The sequence below is a fragment of the Streptomyces broussonetiae genome, from assembly GCF_009796285.1.
Classification (GTDB): domain Bacteria; phylum Actinomycetota; class Actinomycetes; order Streptomycetales; family Streptomycetaceae; genus Streptomyces; species Streptomyces broussonetiae.
The window spans coordinates 5,419,415-5,436,614 of record NZ_CP047020.1; the positions used below are offsets into that span (position 1 = coordinate 5,419,415).

At 70.1% G+C, this 17,200-nt stretch carries 12 protein-coding genes and 1 pseudogene; 6 read left to right on the forward strand and 7 right to left on the reverse strand.

Annotated features, from left to right (window positions below):
- Nucleotides 1-22 precede the first annotated feature (22 nt).
- Entirely contained in the window at nt 23-787 is a 765-nt protein-coding gene (locus GQF42_RS25125) for a hypothetical protein (RefSeq protein ID WP_158923498.1), read from the forward strand.
- A gap of 45 nt (nt 788-832) precedes the next feature.
- Here the strand turns inward: GQF42_RS25125 and GQF42_RS25130 are convergent, their stop codons facing one another.
- Nucleotides 833-1,825 carry a phospholipase D-like domain-containing protein gene (locus GQF42_RS25130; protein WP_158923500.1) on the reverse strand — a complete coding sequence of 331 codons (993 nt, stop codon included), beginning with the start codon at nt 1,823-1,825 and terminating at the stop codon, nt 833-835.
- 227 nt (nt 1,826-2,052) lie between these two features.
- Here GQF42_RS25130 and hemB point away from each other — a divergent pair, with 227 nt between their 5' ends.
- Nucleotides 2,053-3,066, forward strand: coding sequence for a porphobilinogen synthase (hemB, locus tag GQF42_RS25135; RefSeq protein ID WP_158923502.1), 1,014 nt, complete (start codon nt 2,053-2,055; stop codon nt 3,064-3,066).
- Here hemB and GQF42_RS25140 read toward each other — a convergent pair.
- Entirely contained in the window at nt 3,056-3,757 is a 702-nt protein-coding gene (locus GQF42_RS25140; RefSeq protein WP_199272787.1) for a DUF4232 domain-containing protein, read from the reverse strand. The two genes, hemB and GQF42_RS25140, sit on opposite strands and share 11 nt — an antisense overlap.
- Nucleotides 3,758-3,908: 151 nt before the next feature.
- Here GQF42_RS25140 and GQF42_RS25145 point away from each other — a divergent pair, with 151 nt between their 5' ends.
- Both GQF42_RS25145 and GQF42_RS25150 read left to right on the forward strand, forming a co-directional pair.
- Complete coding sequence (locus tag GQF42_RS25145; RefSeq protein ID WP_375988889.1) at nt 3,909-5,249, forward strand: transcriptional regulator; 1,341 nt, start codon at nt 3,909-3,911, stop codon at nt 5,247-5,249.
- Between the two features lie 72 nt (nt 5,250-5,321).
- Nucleotides 5,322-5,639 (forward strand): annotated as a pseudogene (locus GQF42_RS25150) (aminotransferase class I/II-fold pyridoxal phosphate-dependent enzyme); the annotation flags it as partial.
- A gap of 13 nt (nt 5,640-5,652) precedes the next feature.
- Here GQF42_RS25150 and GQF42_RS25155 read toward each other — a convergent pair.
- Nucleotides 5,653-6,477 (reverse strand): DUF4253 domain-containing protein, encoded by an 825-nt coding sequence (locus GQF42_RS25155; protein ID WP_158923504.1) that lies wholly within the window; start codon nt 6,475-6,477, stop codon nt 5,653-5,655.
- Between the two features lie 118 nt (nt 6,478-6,595).
- On the opposite strand from GQF42_RS25155, the gene GQF42_RS25160 reads away from it, so the two are divergent.
- Nucleotides 6,596-7,774 (forward strand): hypothetical protein, encoded by a 1,179-nt coding sequence (locus GQF42_RS25160; RefSeq protein WP_233273455.1) that lies wholly within the window; start codon nt 6,596-6,598, stop codon nt 7,772-7,774.
- Nucleotides 7,775-7,957: 183 nt separating this feature from the next.
- Here the strand turns inward: GQF42_RS25160 and GQF42_RS25165 are convergent, their stop codons facing one another.
- The gene (locus GQF42_RS25165) at nt 7,958-8,344 is read right to left on the reverse strand and encodes a VOC family protein (protein ID WP_158923506.1); all 387 of its coding nucleotides are present in this window, start codon (nt 8,342-8,344) and stop codon (nt 7,958-7,960) included.
- A gap of 72 nt (nt 8,345-8,416) precedes the next feature.
- Here GQF42_RS25165 and GQF42_RS25170 point away from each other — a divergent pair, with 72 nt between their 5' ends.
- Nucleotides 8,417-9,364: a helix-turn-helix transcriptional regulator gene (locus tag GQF42_RS25170; protein WP_158923508.1), complete on the forward strand. Its 948-nt coding sequence runs from the start codon at nt 8,417-8,419 to the stop codon at nt 9,362-9,364.
- Between the two features lie 7 nt (nt 9,365-9,371).
- Here the strand turns inward: GQF42_RS25170 and GQF42_RS25175 are convergent, their stop codons facing one another.
- The 3 genes from GQF42_RS25175 to fxsT form a co-directional block, all read right to left on the reverse strand.
- Nucleotides 9,372-10,139, reverse strand: coding sequence for a hypothetical protein (locus GQF42_RS25175; RefSeq protein ID WP_233273456.1), 768 nt, complete (start codon nt 10,137-10,139; stop codon nt 9,372-9,374).
- 278 nt (nt 10,140-10,417) lie between these two features.
- Nucleotides 10,418-11,689 (reverse strand): CHAT domain-containing protein, encoded by a 1,272-nt coding sequence (locus GQF42_RS25180; protein WP_158923511.1) that lies wholly within the window; start codon nt 11,687-11,689, stop codon nt 10,418-10,420.
- Between the two features lie 6 nt (nt 11,690-11,695).
- Nucleotides 11,696-17,152: an FxSxx-COOH system tetratricopeptide repeat protein gene (gene fxsT / locus GQF42_RS25185; protein ID WP_233273457.1), complete on the reverse strand. Its 5,457-nt coding sequence runs from the start codon at nt 17,150-17,152 to the stop codon at nt 11,696-11,698.
- Nucleotides 17,153-17,200: the final 48 nt, after the last annotated feature.

Sequence of the window (17,200 nt, forward strand, 5' to 3'; positions counted from 1 at the left end):
CGCGTCTGCGATGCTGACCGGCATGGGTGGGGCAGAGCGACGACGTGACGGTGCGGCCCGCTGGTTGCGGCGGCGTGCTGCTGCGGTGGTGCTGACGTGCTTCGGGGTGGGAGCCGCCGTCCTGCACGTGCTGGCACCGGGTCTCAAGATCGACGGCGTCACGGTGATGCTGCTGGCGGTGGCCGTGGTGCCGTGGCTCGGGGAGTTGTTCCGCAGCATCGAGGTGCCGGGGCTCGGGCGGATCGAGTTCCGGGAGATCGAGCGCAGGATCGAGGCCGTCCAGCGCACGGCGAACGCGGCTCTCGTCGGGGACGGCCCCGAGGGCGGGGCCGCGGACGACACCGCGGCCCGGGACGCGGTCAGGGAACTGGCCGCCGAGTACGTGAAGGTGCGTCTCGAACTGCCCGGCGGCCGGGCGCGCTCCCACCGGATGGACCAGATCTTCGCCCGCCTGGTGCGCGCGACCCAGCGTGTGCGGGACTTCGACGCCGGCGCGTTGCTCGGCTCCCCGGACGCCGGACTGCGCCTGGCCGCCTACGCACGCCTGTACGCGCTGCCCGAGGCGGAGGCACTGGACGCGCTGGTGGACGCGGTGACCGGCGAACCACTGCCCTTCAACCAGTACTGGGGGCTGCGGGCCGTGGAAAGAGGCGTGGAGGACGCGGGAGCGGGACGTGTTCCCTTCGGTGTGGTGCGCCGCCTGGAGGACTGCCGTTCCCGGATGCGGCACGCACCCGACCGGGTCGAGCTGGTCGATCGCATCCTCGTGGGCCTCGGTGAAGGCTGAGCGGCAGGCGGGTGCGGGCAGCGGCCCGCCTGCCGCGCGTGCCGGTCAGGCCGCCGTACCGCCCGCGTAGTCGCTCGCGAACGTCGTCTCGATCGTCTGGGCGACCGGCTGGGCCACGCCCGTGCCGGTGAGGATGATGCCCAGCTCCCGGTTGTTGCTGAGGGAGTTGCTGCTGATGTTCATCGAGCCGGCCTCGACCTCCTGGGTGGACAGGCCGTAGTCGGCGACCATCGCCTTGGCGTGGATGTAGAAGCCGTTGGGGTCGGAGTAGCCGACGACCGTGCCGCCCGCGGCCTTGATCTCGGAGACCTCGCTGGAGTAGCTGGAGGGGCTCTCCAGGACCACGCGGACCTTCACGCCGGCGTTGGCGCGGGCCACGATCGCGTTGACGACCGTGCTGTCGCTGAACTCCAGCTCCTCCACGTCGAGGGTCTTGGTCGCGGAGTTGATGAAGGACACCAGGCGGCTGCGTGCGTCCGTGGGGGACCACAGCAGGTGGTCGCCGTCGGTGGGGGTGACCGAGGTGCCGGCGTAGTCGGCGTTGAAGACCTTCTCGATCGCGGCCACGTCGCGGGCGTCGTCGGTGAAGACGCCGTAGTCACGGCCGGTCGTGTAGTACTGCGAGGTCAGGTTCCCGGTCAGGACCAGGGACTTGGTGCCGTCGACCGTGATGGTCTTCTGGTGGGTGTAGGTGAAGGAGGAGGACGACCAGACCACGCCCACGCCCGCGTTCGTCAGGGACGTGTACGCCGAGTTGTTGGCGGTCTTGTGCTGGCGGTCGAGGACGACCCGGACCGTCACGCCCTTGTTCTCGAGGGCGATGAGGTCGTTGACGGCGGTGGTGTCCTCCAGCTCGTACATCGTCATGTCGAGCGAGCTGGTGGCCGAGTTGATGAAGTCGTAGATCTGGGGCTGGCTCGTGGTCTGGGAGAAGGCGAACGCCGAGTAGCTTGCGGCGTTCGCGGGTACGGCGGTGGCGACGACCGCGGCGCCGGCCGCCAGGGCTGTACCTGCGCGGGTGAGGGCCTTCCACAGCATGCGTGACTCCTGGGGTGAGCTCGCGAGCGATGTCGCGTGCATGACACCACGCGCGTAGAACGCCCGGGAGGCGCGTGGCCCCAAGGATGGGCAGGGGAGCGCAAAGTCTTCGTATGCGGGCGCCGCTATGCCCGTGAATGGGCTCTCTGTGGGCTCGCCATGGGCTGCGGTCCGGTCCGACAGGCCGTCGGCAAAGGTGCGGTCCGGGCGGGCGTAGCGTAGAAGCCATGACGAAGTACGGATCTTTTCCCGGTACGCGTCCCCGGCGGCTGCGGACCTCGCCCGTCATGCGCCGGATGGTCGCCGAAACGCGCCTGCACCCGGCCGACTTCATCCTCCCGGCGTTCGTCCGGGAGGGCGTGAGCGAGCCCGTGCCGATCGCCGCCATGCCCGGGGTCGTCCAGCACACCCGCGACAGCCTGAAGAAGGCCGCGCTCCAGGCCGTGCAGGCCGGGATCTCCGGGATCATGCTGTTCGGCGTGCCGGAGGAGGACAAGAAGGACGCCCTCGGTACCCCCGGCACCGACCCGGACGGGATCCTCCAGGTCGCGATCCGGGACGTGCGCGCCGAGGTCGGCGACGACCTGCTCGTCATGTCCGACCTGTGCCTGGACGAGACCACCGACCACGGGCACTGCGGTGTGCTGGACGCCGGGGGCCGTGTCGACAACGACGCCACCCTCGAGCGGTACGCCGAGATGGCCCAGGTGCAGGCCGACGCCGGAGCCCATGTCGTGGGCCCCAGCGGGATGATGGACGGCCAGATCGGCGTCGTCCGTGACGCGCTCGACCAGATCGGGCGCGAGGACGTCGCCATCCTCGCCTACACCGCCAAGTACTCCTCCGCGTTCTACGGCCCCTTCCGCGAGGCCGTCGCCTCCTCGCTCCAGGGCGACCGCAAGACCTACCAGCAGGATCCCGCCAACTGGCGCGAGTCCCTGCGGGAGCTGGAGCTGGACCTGGCCGAGGGCGCCGACATGGTCATGGTCAAGCCGGCCGGGCCGTACCTCGACATCCTCGCCCGGGTCGCCGACAGCGTGGACGTGCCCGTCGCCGCCTACCAGATCTCCGGTGAGTACGCGATGATCGAGGCCGCCGCCGAGAAGGGCTGGATCGACCGGGACCGGGCCATCGTGGAGACCCTGACGGGCATCAAGCGGGCCGGCGCGCGCAACATCCTCACCTACTGGGCGACCGAAGTGGCCCAGCGGCTGCGGCAGTTCGAGGGTCCTACCAGCTGAGCGCGTCCGACCTGTCCTGCTGCCAGTACGTCATCGCCAGCGTGGAGTCGTAGTACACACCCTTGGCGGGCAGCACGGGGTGCGCGGAGGGGCCGCTGTCGGTGTCCGGCGTGCGGCCCAGGAAGAGCACCTCCAGCTTGTGGGCGGTGGTGCCGTTCTCGCCGCTGCCGTCGGCCGCCGACAGCCGCACGCCCGCGTACCCGGACTGGCCCGGCTCCAGGGACACCACGGCCTGCGGTTCGCTGTCCTTGATCACTTCCGGCGCCCACTGCGCATCGTCGAAGCGCGGGGTCGGCCAGTACATCAGGTCGCAGCGCCTGCCGCTGACGTTCGTGGCGGTGAGCAGCAGGTGGTTGAGCGGGCGGGACACCGGCGTGGCCGTCACCTTCGTGTTCGAGCCGTTGCACGGCTGGAGCGCGGCGGCCGCGTGCTTGCCGGGCTTCGTGGCGGAGGTGCGGGCGGAGACGGTGGTGGCCTTGGGTGCACCGGCGGTGTTCGTCGCACCGGGTGCGCCGCCGGGCACGCCGGGCGTGGCGGTCCTGTCCGCCGTAGCCGTGGCCGCCGTGGTGGGCCGCGGCCCGGCAGCGCCCTCGTCCTTCGTGCCGGTTCCGCCGCCCGCGCACGCCGTGAGGGCGAGCGCGGTCAGGGCGGTACCGGTCACCGCGTACAGACGAATGTGGCGCAAACGCATGGCAAGTCCTCTTTCGGGCTGGGCCTGTTGGCGTGTTTGGATGAGCCACAGCCTGTACGCAGACCCGTCCCGACGGCCACAGACCACGGCCAATCAGGGACGCTGGAACGCCGGCACAGGTGTTGGTCTGCGAAAACAGTTCCTCCCTGGAATGCCGGGATGGGACGTGGGGGAGGGGGAGACGGTGGTGGACGGCGCCATGCAGAGCGGTTTCGCGGAGCTTCTGCGGGAGTTGAAGAACCGCTCCGGACACAGCTACGGCACGCTCGCGGGGCGGCTCCACATGAGTACGTCGACACTCCACCGCTACTGCAACGGGGACGCCGTACCGACCGACTACGCCCCCGTCGAACGCCTCGCCCGGCTGTGCAGGGCCACGCCCGAGGAACTGGTGGAGCTGCACCGCAGGTGGGTGCTGGCGGACGCGCGGCGGGGCAGGAAGGAGCCGACGGCACCGGCGCCCGCGGCACCCAAGGAGGCGCCGGATGCGGCTGCGGAGGCGGTGCCCGTCCAGGAGCCGGTGCCGCCGGTGCCGGAGGGTTCCGGGCCGGTGCCCGGCGACCGGCCGCGCCCCCGGCGCCGTACCCGGACCGTGCTCGCCGCCGCCCTCGCCGTCACCGCGCTGCTCGGTACGGCGGCACTCGCCCTCACCTCCGGCGGGGCGGAGGCGGACGGCAAGGGCGCGGGGGCTCCGGCCGCCACGGGCTCCGGCCCCGCGGGGCACGCGCCCACGGCCGGTGCTCCGCGGGCGACGGACGACGGCCGCTCGGCGTCCGCCTCCCCGTCCTCCGGCTCCTCGTCCTCCGGCGCCCCGTCCGACGGCGGGCCGAGCGCCCCGCACTCCGCCGCCGGCGCCCCCGGCGGCACGGACACCGCCGCCACGCCCCTCGCGGTCACCACCCACCCGTACTCCTGGGAGAGCCCCTGCTCCCAGCACTATCTGATCGACCGGGCGTCGGGCGACGTCCCGCCGCCCCCGCTGGAGCAGGACGCGCCCGCCTGGGTGGCCGTGCACAGGGCGGTGTCGGCGGGGGAGCAGTTCGTCACGTTCACCGTGCAGGGCACCGGCGACGACACCGTCGTCCTCGAGGGGCTGTCCGTGCGCATGGTCGGCCGGCGGGCGCCGCTTGCCTGGAACGACTACGCCATGGGCTATCCGGGCGTGGGCTGCGGCGGGGGCGTGCCGACCCGTTCCTTCACGGTCGCGCTCGACGCCCTGCGCCCCCAGGTCGTGCCGGAGTCCGGGCACCAGAACTTCCCGTTCAAGGTGAGCCGTTCGGACCCCGAGGTCTTCTATGTCACGGCCGACGCCTCCGCGTACGACGTCAGCTGGTACCTCGAGCTGGCGTGGTCCAGCGGGACACGGCACGGCACGCTGGTGATCGACGACAACGGCCGGCCGCTGCGCACCAGCGGCAACAACGGACGGCCCGCGTACGCCTTTCCGCTGGGCGGCAACGCCTGGAAACCGGCGGCTCAGGCAGGGAACTGAGAGTCCCGGGACCAAGCCCGCGCGGGCGTCCGTATCGCGGAATTACCGGTGTAGAGGGCACATACCTTCCCCGCGCATGTGCAGCGGCTGCGCTCCGTGTACGGCGCACGCAGGGACGCCATGCCGGCGGGCCTGCCCGGCGCCCTCCCGGCCGGCTCGCGGTGGAGCCGGCCCGAGGGCGGCATGTTCCTGTGGGTCCGGCTGCCGGAGGCGTACGACACGGTCGCCCTGCTCCCGCGCGTGGTCGGGCACGACGTGGCGGACGTCCCCGGCGCGCCCTTCTACGCGGGCACCCCCGACCCCGCCACCCTGCGCGTGTGCTTCGTCACCCGGACACCGCAGGAGATCGCGGAGGGGCTGCGCAGGCTGGGACGCGGGCTCGGCGGCTGAACCCCGAGCGGGCTCAGTCCCACCAGAAGGTCCACACCGGCTCGCCGAGCAGGGTCTTGGCGTACCCGCGCAGGCCGTCCGTGCCCTCCTCGCCCTGGGTGACGGCGTCCGGGCAGAACGCGAAGTGCTCCGCCGCCACCGCCTCGGCCTCCTCGCGGGTGGTCGGCGGGGCCGCGACGGACACGACGAGGGTGTCCAGCCCGAGGGCCACGACCCGGATGCCGAAGCGGTCCTCCCAGGAACGCAGGACCGCGCAGATCCGGGCCACGTCGGTGTCGTAGTTCACCGGGCCGGTCCAGCCGATCGCCGCCGGTATGTCGGCGGACCGGCGGGCCGGGACCAGGGCGAGATGCGCCTCCTCGATCACCGCGTCCCGGCCACTGTCCAGGGCGTCGGCGATCTGGGCGGCGCGGGTGTCCGGATCGGCGGCGAGCTGGGTGGCGGGGGCGAGACCGGGCCACTCGTACCCGAAGGGCGCCGTCTCCCCGGTGTCCTCCAGCTCCGCCGTCTCCTCCTCCCAGTACTCCGCGAGGACCTCCTCGGCGTCGTGATCGCCCGGATACGAGGTCTCGCCGGGCAGCAGGCCCCAGTCCTCCGGGCCGCCCCGGGAGCCGCCCAGGTCCACCAGCACGGGCAGCAGACCGACCCGGGCGCCGGGTGCGCCCAGGGCTTTCCAGGTGCCGGGCGCGGCCGGCTTCTGAGCGTGCCACAGCAGGGGCTCGGGCCAGGGGCCGTCGTCCGTCGCATCGACCAGTCGGCCGGGGGGAAGCCGCAGCCCCAGGGAACGCCCGCTAGGGTCGGTGGCCAGCGTGGGCAGCGGATTGGGAAGAGTCGCCATGCCGGTGACTGTAAAGGGCCCCACTGACAATTCCGTTGTCAGTACCTGCCGATGAACCCATGGCCCTCGCTGGCCCTCTTAACCGATAGTGCGGTCACCGGAAGGACGGAAGCGGAACGTGCGGATCGGGCGGTACCCGGTGCGGTGGCACATCGTGCTGCTCACCCTGTGGACGGCCGGCTGGTTCGTCCTCGCCGAGCGCCACGCGGCTGTGTCCTGGCACTACCTGCGCCAGGGCGAGCAACTGCTCTTCAACCAGACCCCGGGCGGTGGTCTGGCCCTGTACGCCAACCACCCCGAGCTGCAGATCGGCCCGGTCAGTTTCCTGGTCGCCGGGCTCTTCGCGCCGTTCCCCCTCGCCGTGGGCGAGAAGCTCGCCGACGCGTTCATGTCGGGCCTCGGCCTGTACATGCTGGTCCTGGTCGGCAGGGCCGCGGCCGACTACAACCGGGGCACGGGCCTCAACCACAAACGCCTCCAGCAGCGGGTCCTGATCGCCGGTGCCGCCTTCATCCCCATGTGGGTGGAGGTCTCGGTCCGCTTCGCCCATCTCGACGACGTCCTGGCTCTGTTCTTCACGACGCTGGCGGTCCGCGCGCTGGTCCGTGGCAACGCGACGGCGGTGGGCGTCTTCCTGGCGCTGGCGGTCGACTCCAAACCCTGGGCGGTGGGCTTCCTGCCCCTGCTGCTGGCGGTGCCCCGCCCGGCCCGGCTGCGCTCGGCGGCCTGGGCCTTCGGCCTGGTGGCGGTGGCCTGGCTGCCGTTCTACCTGTCCCACCTGGACACCTTCGCCGCGGCCCGTTTCGCCATCCCCAACCAGCCGGCGTCGGCCCTGCGCTGGTTCGGCGTGAACGACCCCGAGACACCATCGTGGGACCGGCCCGCCCAGATGGCCCTGGGCGTGGCCCTGGGCGCACTCGCGGTACGCCGCAAGCGCTGGCCGGCGGTGATCTTCCTCGCCGCCGACGCCCGCATCATGCTGGACCCGAGCGTGTACACGTACTACAACGCCTCGGTCCTCCTGGGCACGCTCATCTGGGACTCCATCGGCCAGCGCCGCCTGGTCCCCTGGGTCAGCTGGATCGCCCTCATAGCCCTCTACGGCAGCGTCCTGCTGATCCCCTCGGACTCCACCCGCGGCCTGATCCGGCTGGCCTTCTGCATGGGCTCGGCGGCGTATGTGCTGCTGTGGCCACAGCGAACGCCACGGGGGAGACGGGGCCGAAGGGGACGCGGCGCGGATGCGGACGAGGAGAACGAGCTGCAGGACCCCGCCGTGAGAGGGGCCGTTCGCTGAGGCCTGGCCGGATCGAACCGAACTGGGACAGACCGGTACGGAATGTGTCGGACAGGGTTGGACCGGCCCGGGTTGGACCGGCCCGGGTTGGACCGGCCCGGGTTGGACCGGCCCGGGATGGACCGGCCCGGAGCGGACCGATCCGGAGCAGGTTGCGGTGGTCGTCGTCGGTGTGTGGTGGGCTCAGACCAGCGTGGTGATGCAGAACGGGTGCCCGGCCGGGTCCAGCAGCACCCGCCAGCGGTCCGGCTGCGGCTGGTGCTCGGGCTTGGTGGCGCCCAGTCCGAGCAGGTGCTTCTCGGCGGTGTCCAGGTCGTCCACGCCGAGTTCGATGTGCGCCTGCTTCTCCTGCGCCGGGTCCGGCCAGGTCGGCGGGCGGTAGTCGGCGAGACGGTTGAAGCCGAGGCCGGTCGCGCCCTCCTTGCCGAGGAAGACGAAGTCGTCGGAGGAGTACAGGGTCGCGTAGCCGAGCAAATCGCCGTAGAAGCAGGCGAGTTCGGCGGGGTCGGCACAGTCGAAGGTGACGGCGGCGTAGCGGAACGCGGGTGCGGAAGTGGCGTCTGCGGTCATGAGGGGGACGTTAGGACATGACCAGGACAGTTCCGGTCCTGGTCGTACGGAACCGTGTGCCAGACTTCCGCCGTGATCGCCGCGTCCGCCCGCCTGCTGCGGCTGCTGTCCCTGCTGTCCTCCCGCCCCTCCTGGACCTGCGCCGAACTGGCCGAGCGCATGGAGGTCACGGACCGCACGGTCCGCCGGGACGTGGCGCGGCTGCGTGAACTCGGCTACACCGTGGACTCCGAGGCCGGCCCCTGGGGCGGCTACCGCCTCCGTGCGGGCGCCCACCTGCCGCCGCTGATCCTCGACGACGAGGAGGCGCTGGCCGTGGCGGTGGGGCTGGGCGGGGCGGCGCTGGGCGGCGACCAGGCGGCCCTGTCCGCCATGCTCAAACTGCGCCAGGTCCTGCCGCCACGCATCGCGGCCCGCCTCGGCGAGCTGGACGACGCCTTCGTACGCCTCCCGGGCACCGGCGTGCCCCAGAACCGCCCCGGCCTGCTGCTGGAGCTGGCCGCGGCCTGCCGGCGCGGTGAACGCGCCCGCCTGACGTACACGGACGGGGAGAGCCGTACGACCGTCCGGGAGATCGATCCCTACCGCCTGGTCCACACCGGCCGGCGCTGGTACTTCGTCGCGCGGGACGTGACCCGGGGCCAGTGGCGCACCTTCCGCGCCGACCGGGTCGACCGCCTGCAGCCCACCGGCCACCCGGCGGACCTCACCGACCCCCCGGACCCGGCCCGGCTCGTCTCCCGCAACATCACCAGCGGCCCCTACCCGCTGACGGCGACCATCCGCCTGCCCGTCCCCCTCCAGGAAGCCCTGCGCATCGTCCCGCCCACGATCGGCACCCACCACCCCGACGGCCCGGACGCGACGACCGTCGACATCGGCGGCCCCGACCCGGACGGCCTGGCCCGCTATCTGCTGGGCCTGGGGACGCCGTTGCGGGTCCTCTCCCCAACCTCCGTACGGCAGATTCTGGCGCGCCATGCGCTGGAAATCGCGGCTGAGAACGCTGCTCAGGTCTAATCGAACGCTAGCGAGAGCGTTCCGCCAGTGTCAGCAACAGGTGGGCGGATTCGGCTCGCTGGAAGTCGGAGTGCGCGCCTGCGGGAGCCAAGCGGGTATGACGGCCGCCTCTGTAGAGCCAACCGGCATCCACGTTCACGATGCGGTGGTCCAGCGCCTGCTGCGGATATACGGCCTCCGTGGGCAGCAGCCGGGTGGTGAACTGGGGTACGGGAGCGGCACCGACGCCGGAGTGCCCGATGCCGGTGGCTCCTTCGGCGCGCAGATGCCAAAAGCCCGTGGCTCGGTCCCAGCGGGAATGCGTCAGGACGAGAGGTCCCCGAAGCGGCGCGCCCGGGTTCTCCTCGCAGGGGAAGAGCGTGGGGAAGTGCCGGGTGAATGCGTCACGGGGAGCAGCCATTTGGAAGATCAGCATGCTGTCGACGGTGAATGGCTGCCGAGGGTCCCGAGGGGTGCTCCACCCGAGCACAGGGGGACGCGGGGGTCGTTCGGCCGCCCGCTGCACCGCCTCGCAGAGGAAGCGGCCCCCGAAGGAATGCCCCATGAGGTGCAGATACTGCCCTGAGCGGTTGGCCAGCACCGAGGGGCTGGCCGGATTGGCCCGCCGGTCGTCCAGATAGCCGAGAAGGTGGGCGAGAACGTAGGGCGCCTGACCGACGCCCGGGGCGCTCATCGCATGGGCCCGGTCTCGGATCCTGCGATAGCCCTTCAGAGAGGGCAGGCTGGAGGACGGCCAGCGGACCACGACGGACCAGGGCCGATAGCCGGCGGTCACGCCTGGATACCGTGCTGGTCGAGCAGACCGTAGGTCAAGAGCCTGCCGGAGCAGCCGGGCTGCGGTCTGTGTAGCGGTGCTGGGTGGAGTCCGCCAGCCGTGGACATACACGTATATGTCGCTTGCCCATGCAGGGATGCGTAGATGGCGTTCCAGGTGTTCGCGGATCCTCTGAGGCGGCACCGGGGTACAGGTGTCCGGCACCAGGATCCTGCCCTGTTCGTCCAGGTCGACTTCGGCAGGTCGGGGCGAAGACGGCGCGGTGATGGATGCTCGGGTCACGACGAGAGGTCCAGTTTGCTGTCGAGGCCGCAGTGCAATGAGTACGTGAGGGCAAGGGGGTTGTGGAAGTCCTTGGCAAAACGACGTACCAGTGCACGACTGATCTCGCCGGCCGTGTGTTCTCCGGCCAGGTAGAGGTGGAGGAATTCGTACGCGTACTCGCTCGCGAAGTCCTGGGGTATCTCGATCTGCGGTCCCAGCACTCCGTCGGCGCCGAACTTGATGAGCGCCCGGCCGAGGTGCTCCAACTGGGGGGCCGCCGCCGCCTGTCCGGCATGGCAGGCGTTGAGCAGGACGAAAGGCTTGAAGCGAGCGCGTGTGGGCGACTTGATGCGGCTGCGCCTGAGTTCGACACTGTCGGCATCGATGTGCTGCTCGTCGGAGAGCCGAAGCACCAGGTGCGGATGGGGTGATCCGTTGTCGACGAAATGGCCGTGGCACCAGAAATACATGAGGTCTTCGTCGAACTCCGGTCCGGACAGCGCCTCGAGGAGCGGAGCGGCCTCAGTGCGCACGGTGAGCCGGGAGCGCTCTTCCAGCAGTTTGCGTACATCGGGCGCTCTGCCGACCGCGTCGAGCTGGGTATCGGTGTTGAGGCTGGTGATTGCCTGGGCGCGCGAGCCCCACCCGAAGTCGGGTATCGGCCACGGGCCGCCGGTCTGTTCGATCTGATGCCGGTATCCGAGAAATGAGCGCCATGGCCCGCCGTGTTCCGTCGGATCCAGGGACAGCATGGGCCAGGGGAGATACAGCTCCGAGTCGAAGCTGATCCGCAGTGACCGTTCCCCGCTCAGCGCGGCCATGAACACCGCCCGCAGCGAGCGCTCCTCATGGCTGTCGCCACCGAGCAGACAGTCCAGCAGGTAGGCACCTTCCTCGGCCATTTCGCCCGTCAGCCGGTCCATCAGCTCGGCGTGCGCGGAGAGATTCGCGGTCTCGGCAAGCGGAAAGCGATCCTCGCCGTCGATCGTTTGCGCGTGGCGCACCACGCGATCCCGCCAGATCGACCGCAACCTGGCCGCCTTCTGCACCAGGGTCGAGGCCGGGACGGTCAGCGAGGCGCGAGGTGATCGGGTGCGCAGTGGGCTCACAGCCTGTCCCCAGATCAGGATGCCCAGCTCGTCCTCGCCGTTGTGGCGCAACACGACGTTGAGGTCCGGCGGTTCGCCGTGCGACTGGCTGCTCTCCGAGCCCGTTCGCTGCCGCGGCAGCACCGTGTAGTCGAGGGAGGGGTTGTGACGTATGTCGACGGTCAGGTCCTGGGGCATGGTCGGTCAGTCTCTCCCCGGGGAGTCTGGGGTGGTTGGCGCAGGGACCTGGACGGTTGCCTCCAGGTCCTGCAGCACGGCGCCGTAGTCCTGGTCGTAGACGGTGAACCGGAGCCGATGCGGGCCAGGCTGCTTGGCTGTGAAGCTGAACCGAGCCGGCGCGGCTCCGGGCAGGTACTCCTGCGCGGCTGGTTCGATCACCGCGGCTGTACGGGCCCCCGCCACCAACAGGAGCGGTGGCAGGTCGGGCGTCACACCGCCCCCGGAGCGTTCCAGCCACACCTCGATGGCTGCTCCGGTGCCGACGCCCGCCTCGCCCAGAAGGGTCATGCGGGGCACCCAGGCCGGCTTCGACCGTGCGAGCTGCGCGCGCAGCGCCCTCATGCGGGGGTGTTCCGGCCCGAGTAACTGCTCCCAGCGCGTCAGTACATCCTCGTGGGAGGGTGCTTCGTCGTGCTGTCCCGCGTCGGCGCAGACGAAGGCCAGCGTCGTCAGGCTGTCCAGCGTGTCCGGATGGCCGGAGCCGAGGATGCGTTCGCGGCCGGCCCGCACCGCCCGCAGAAGCCGTACAGCTGCAGCGGGATCGCCCGCTTCGGCCATCGCGTGCGCCAGGCTGTCCGCCCACGTGGGATAGCCGTCTCCGGGACGCCTCGCACACATCCTGACGACCGCGCCGAGGCGGTCGTCAGCGCTTACGTCCGCCGCTTGCCGGTGAAACTCGATGACGTCCTCGGGAGTCCCGGGGAAACCGGACCATTCCAGCAGCCGGGCACGATCGACGAGCGACGCCTGGTAGGCGGACAGCGCTCTCTCGGGTTCGTCCGCCTGCAGCAGCGCGTAGGCCAGGTTGTCCCGTAGCCACAGCGGTACCCGATGGCAGGGACCGAACAGCCGCGTAGCGTCCTCGACGAGTCGTTCGAGCTGGGACACCGGTCGCTTGGGAGGCCCGAACTCGGTGGCCAGCAGCGCCAGATAGGCGCGGACGCGCAGGGTCGTCGGGTGATCCTGGTCCAGGACGGTGCGACAGTCGCGAAGCAGCTCCTCCATGACCACGATCGCGCGCCAGTGGTCACCCGCGTCTCGGCAGGCGAAGGCCAGGTCCACTCGCCACTCGATGGTGAGAGGGTGAAGGGGACTGTGCAGCCGGAGGCCGTCGGCAACCAGCGAGTCCAATGCGCTCACGGCGTCCTTGTAGGCACCTGAAAGCCGAAGGGCTCTGGTGAGGGCAGCGCGTGCGCTGAGGACTCTGGGGTGGTCCGCGCCCCGTGCCTGTACGAGATCGGCCAGCCGTTCCCGCTGGAGCCGGACAGACTGTGCGAAGTGCCCGGCCTCGCGGTGAGCGAATGCGAGGCGGCCACGTGCGGTGAACGTGAGGGGGTGGTCCGGCCCCAGAAAGCGGGTACAGTCGGCGATCAGTCGCTCGGTGAGGCTGATGGCCTTTACGGTCTTGCCCGCCCGTTGATGGACCAGGGAGAGGGCGTGACGAGCACTGAGTGTGTCGCGGTGGGATGCCCCCAGCGTTCGTTCCCGGTCCGCCACCAGCGCCACGATGTCGCGCTGGGCGCCGACAAGGTCATCGGCGTCGAGTCGGGCGAGCGCCAGCGCACGCCGTGTAGTGAGCACCTGGGGGTGATCCCGCCCCTGGACCTTGATCCGCCGTTCCAGCCAGTGCTCGTAGACCTGGATGGCCCGTTCGTGATTCAAAGCGCTTCGGTGTGCGTACGCGAGATTCTCGCCGGCGGTAATGGTGGCCAGGTGAACCGGACCCTGGATGCGTTCGCGGTCCGCCAGGAGTGCTTCGAACTCGGCAAGCGCGCAGCTGTGTTCCTCTGCCAGTTGGTGCGCGAAGGCCAGCCAATTGCGTGCGAGCAGCGTGCTGGGGTGGTCCGGATGCTGTAACCGTCCCCAGTCGTCGACGCTTTGCCGGGAGAGAAGCGCTGCACGCCGGTAGTCGCCTGCGTCCCGGCAGGCGGCGGCCAGATCGTCGCGGGCGGCGAGGGTGTCGGGGTGATGGGCTCCGTTCAACCGTGATCGGTCGGTCAGGACTGCTTCGAGCCCAGCCAGGGCGAGCTGATGCTTCTCGGCGGACTTGTACGACAGCGCTAGATCTCGGCGGGCGTCCAGCGTCCGCGGGTGATCTTCTCCCCCGAGACGGATCCATCCGCTGACCGCATCCTCGAACAGAGACCTGGCCTCTTCGTGGCGCTCGGCGGCCGCGTACGCATAGGCGAGGTTCGCACGGACGACGAGGGTGTCCGGGTGATCGTCCCCCCAAACCCGCCGGTAATCGGACTCGAGAAGTGTGAACTCGCTGATTGCGTGCTGGTGCTGACCCGCGTGGCTGAGGCAGAGGGCCCTCTCGTTGCGTTGGGCCATCGTGCCCCGGCTGCTCGCGCCCTGGAGGCGTTCACAGTCCGTCAGGAGGTCCTCGTAGATCTCGATCGCGCGCCCGTACTCGCCGGCCGACCGAAGTGACCAGGCCAGCTGGTTCCTCGCCACCAGGAGGCTGGGGTGATCGCCGCCCTGGACGTGTAGGCGATCTGCGACCAGTGCGTCCCACGCAGAGACGGAACGGCCGTACTCACCGGCCAACCGATATGCCTCGGCGAGCCAGCCTCTTGTATCGAGAACGTCCCGGTGATCCGGCCCCAGCGCCTGCGTCATCTCTTCGATGAGCTGCTCGTACAGGCCGATGGCCGCCGAGTGTTCCTGGGCGGCGGTGTGCGCTCCGCCCAGCGCCCGGCGAGCAAAGTACACGTCCGGGTGACCGGGGCCCAGAACACGGGCCACGTCCGCCACCAGGGCGCGGAACTCGGAAACCGCCCGCTTCTGGTAGCCGGCCAGCTGACGGGCATGAGCGAGATGCTTGCGTGTGTCGAGGACCTGCGGGTGGTCCTCACCCATACATCGGATCCGGTCACGCAGCGCCTGCTCGTACGAAGCGATGGCCTGGCTGTGATCGGCAGCCGCCTTGTATGCGAAAGCGAGATTCTCGACAGCGGACAACGTGGCGGGGTGATTACCACCCTGGATGCGCGTCCGGTCGTCCAGAAGGGCTTTGAGTTCCGCGATCGCCCTGCGGTGGTCCCCGGCCAGTTGCCTGGTGTAGGCGAGAGCGTTGCGCACACGCAGGGTCTGCGGATGCTCAGTACCCCGGATCCTGGAGTAGTCCTCGACCAGCTCCTCATACGCCGCGATCGCTTGTGCATAGTCCTTGCGGGTCCGATGGGCATAGGCGATGTCGTCGCGGTAGTCGAGCGTGTCGGGATGGTCGGGGCCCTGGCACCGTTCGCTGTCCTCCGCCAGCGACTCGAACTCCACGAGTGCCGTGGCAGGGCCCGTCGTGTCCGTCACGGCGTAGGCCAGGCTCTGGCGAGTCCGGAGTGTTTCCGGATGGTCTTTGCCCTGGATACGGGTGCGATCGGCTTGCAAGGCCGTGTACAGGGAGATGGCCTGCTGTCGGTTGCCCGCCGCCTCATGGGCCGAGGCCAGCCATCCTCTGCTCGTCAGGGTGTCGGGATGGTCGGCACCGAGGACCCGCTCCCGGTCGGCCACCGCCTGCTCGTACAGCCGCAGGGCCAGTTGGTGGTTCCCGGCCCCGCGATGTGCGTAGGCAAGGCCGTTGCGGCTGGTGAGGGTGTCGGGGTGGTCGTCGCCGAGGACGCGTCGGCGGTCGGCGACCACGGTCTCGAACTCCTCGACCGCCACCCGGTACTGGCCTGCCATCTGACGTGCGTAGGCAAGGTCGTTGCGGCTGGTGAGGGTGTCGGGGTGGTCGTCGCCGAGGACGCGTCGGCGGTCGGCGACCACGGCGGCGAACTCGCGCACGGCGGCCAGCACGTCGCCGGCCTTCCTGAGCGAGTAGGCGAGCCTGTGCCTGCTGGCCAGCGTCGATTCCGCATCCTTGCCCGACAGCTGCAAGCGGTCCAGGAAGGCGTCCTGGCACAAACGCACGGCTTTGGCGGGGTCACCGGCCTTCGCATGCAGCTCGGCCAGGCGGTCCTGATCGGCGAGGGTGGCACTGTCGTCCATGCCCAGTAGCTGCAACTGGTTGCCGACAACACACTCAATCAGGGGGATGGCAAGCACATGCTGCTCACGGGCAACGAGTTCGTCGGCCGCACGCCGGTACATCGCCGTCACCTCGTGACGAGGGGTGCTTGACGGCCCGGTGCTCGCCAGCGCCTGAATGTGCGGGAGCCACTGCTGCCACATGCGCCGCTCCGCCTCGCCCGCCATGGCGGACATGTCGGGGAGTGCCCTGGCCAGAGCCTGTTCCGCACGGTTGCGGATGCCGGTCGCAGTGACGGAGGCCGCAGCGCGGAGGGTCTTCTGCATGAGGCGGTGCAGTGAAACGGAGCCCTGTCCCAGACTGACCAGGTTGTAGTCGGCCAGCGTATCGACAGCGGTCCGTGCCTCGGCCTCGCTCGGCGTCAACGACAGAAGCACTTTCACCGGAAGTGCTTCGGGTGCGAACCAGGCCAGTGACATCAACAGGTCCACAGCGATAGGGCAGCGCTCACCGATGGCTCGCGAACTGGTCAGCCAGATCTGTGTGATGGCCAGGTCGATCTTCTCGGACTGCGCCGTCGACTCCAGCGCGTCGCCGGCGGCGGACAACTTCGACCGGTAGGTGGAGAAAGACGTGCCTGTCTCGCGTACGTAAGCCGCGGCCTGTGCCAGGGCCAGAGGGAGATGCCCCAGGTCCGACGCGAGGAGGCCCGCTTGCCTCCGCTCCGCCGCAGTCGAGAGACGAACAGGGAACGCCACCTTGCACAGGAGGTCGACGGCCAGACGCGGGGACAGCACATCGAGGCTCACCACCTGGGTTCCGGCACGCCACCCAGTTCGCTTACGGCTCGTGACGAGCTGATGGCCGTGCCCGAAGAGCCGGCTGAGGTACGGGTTGACGTGGAGCGGATCGGTGACGTTGTCATAGATGATCAGCCAGCCGGGATGGGCCTGGAGCCACCTTACGGCCCATTCGGTGCGCTCCCTGGCACTGGCATCCAGCGCCCAGGCCGGATGGATTCGGACTGCCAGATCAGCAAGGGCCGAAGCGATCTGCTCCTCGCTCTCGGCGGTGATCCACCATGCCATCGAGTAGTCGGTGAGATGTGTGTGGGCGTAGTGGAGAGCCAGTGTCGTCTTGCCGACACCGCCGAGGCCATGAACGGCGGCGGCTTGTGAGATCACCCCTGCACCGGATGTCAGCGAATCACGGAGCCCCTCCAGAGCGTCCGTTCGGCCGATCGGACTGTCCTTGGCGGCAGGAAGGTTGTGGAGTCCGGGTGGCGTGGGCAACAGGGCAGCGGCTGTCTGCGCCGCGGTCTCGAGCACCACCGCGTGTTCCTCGAGGTGAGGATTGCCGTCTGCATTGACCGGTCTGGCACGCCACAGGGCGGTCGCTTCATCACCCTGCCCATACAGGCTCTCGGCGGTCGGCGACGCCTGAGTGGTCATCACCGCGGTAATCCGCTTCTAGTGCCACCGGTACCGGAAACGGATGCG

Excerpts from the sequence above, each read along its gene's own strand:
- GQF42_RS25125 (WP_158923498.1), top strand. The coding sequence starts at position 23 with ATGGGTGGGGCAGAGCGACGACGTGACGGTGCGGCCCGCTGGTTGCGG.
- GQF42_RS25130 (WP_158923500.1), bottom strand. The coding sequence starts at position 1,825 with ATGCTGTGGAAGGCCCTCACCCGCGCAGGTACAGCCCTGGCGGCCGGC.
- hemB (WP_158923502.1), top strand. The coding sequence starts at position 2,053 with ATGACGAAGTACGGATCTTTTCCCGGTACGCGTCCCCGGCGGCTGCGG.
- GQF42_RS25140 (WP_199272787.1), bottom strand. The coding sequence starts at position 3,757 with ATGCGTTTGCGCCACATTCGTCTGTACGCGGTGACCGGTACCGCCCTG.
- GQF42_RS25145 (WP_375988889.1), top strand. The coding sequence starts at position 3,909 with ATGCCGGGATGGGACGTGGGGGAGGGGGAGACGGTGGTGGACGGCGCC.
- GQF42_RS25155 (WP_158923504.1), bottom strand. The coding sequence starts at position 6,477 with ATGGCGACTCTTCCCAATCCGCTGCCCACGCTGGCCACCGACCCTAGC.
- GQF42_RS25165 (WP_158923506.1), bottom strand. The coding sequence starts at position 8,344 with ATGACCGCAGACGCCACTTCCGCACCCGCGTTCCGCTACGCCGCCGTC.
- GQF42_RS25180 (WP_158923511.1), bottom strand. The coding sequence starts at position 11,689 with ATGCCCCAGGACCTGACCGTCGACATACGTCACAACCCCTCCCTCGAC.
- fxsT (WP_233273457.1), bottom strand. The coding sequence starts at position 17,152 with ATGACCACTCAGGCGTCGCCGACCGCCGAGAGCCTGTATGGGCAGGGT.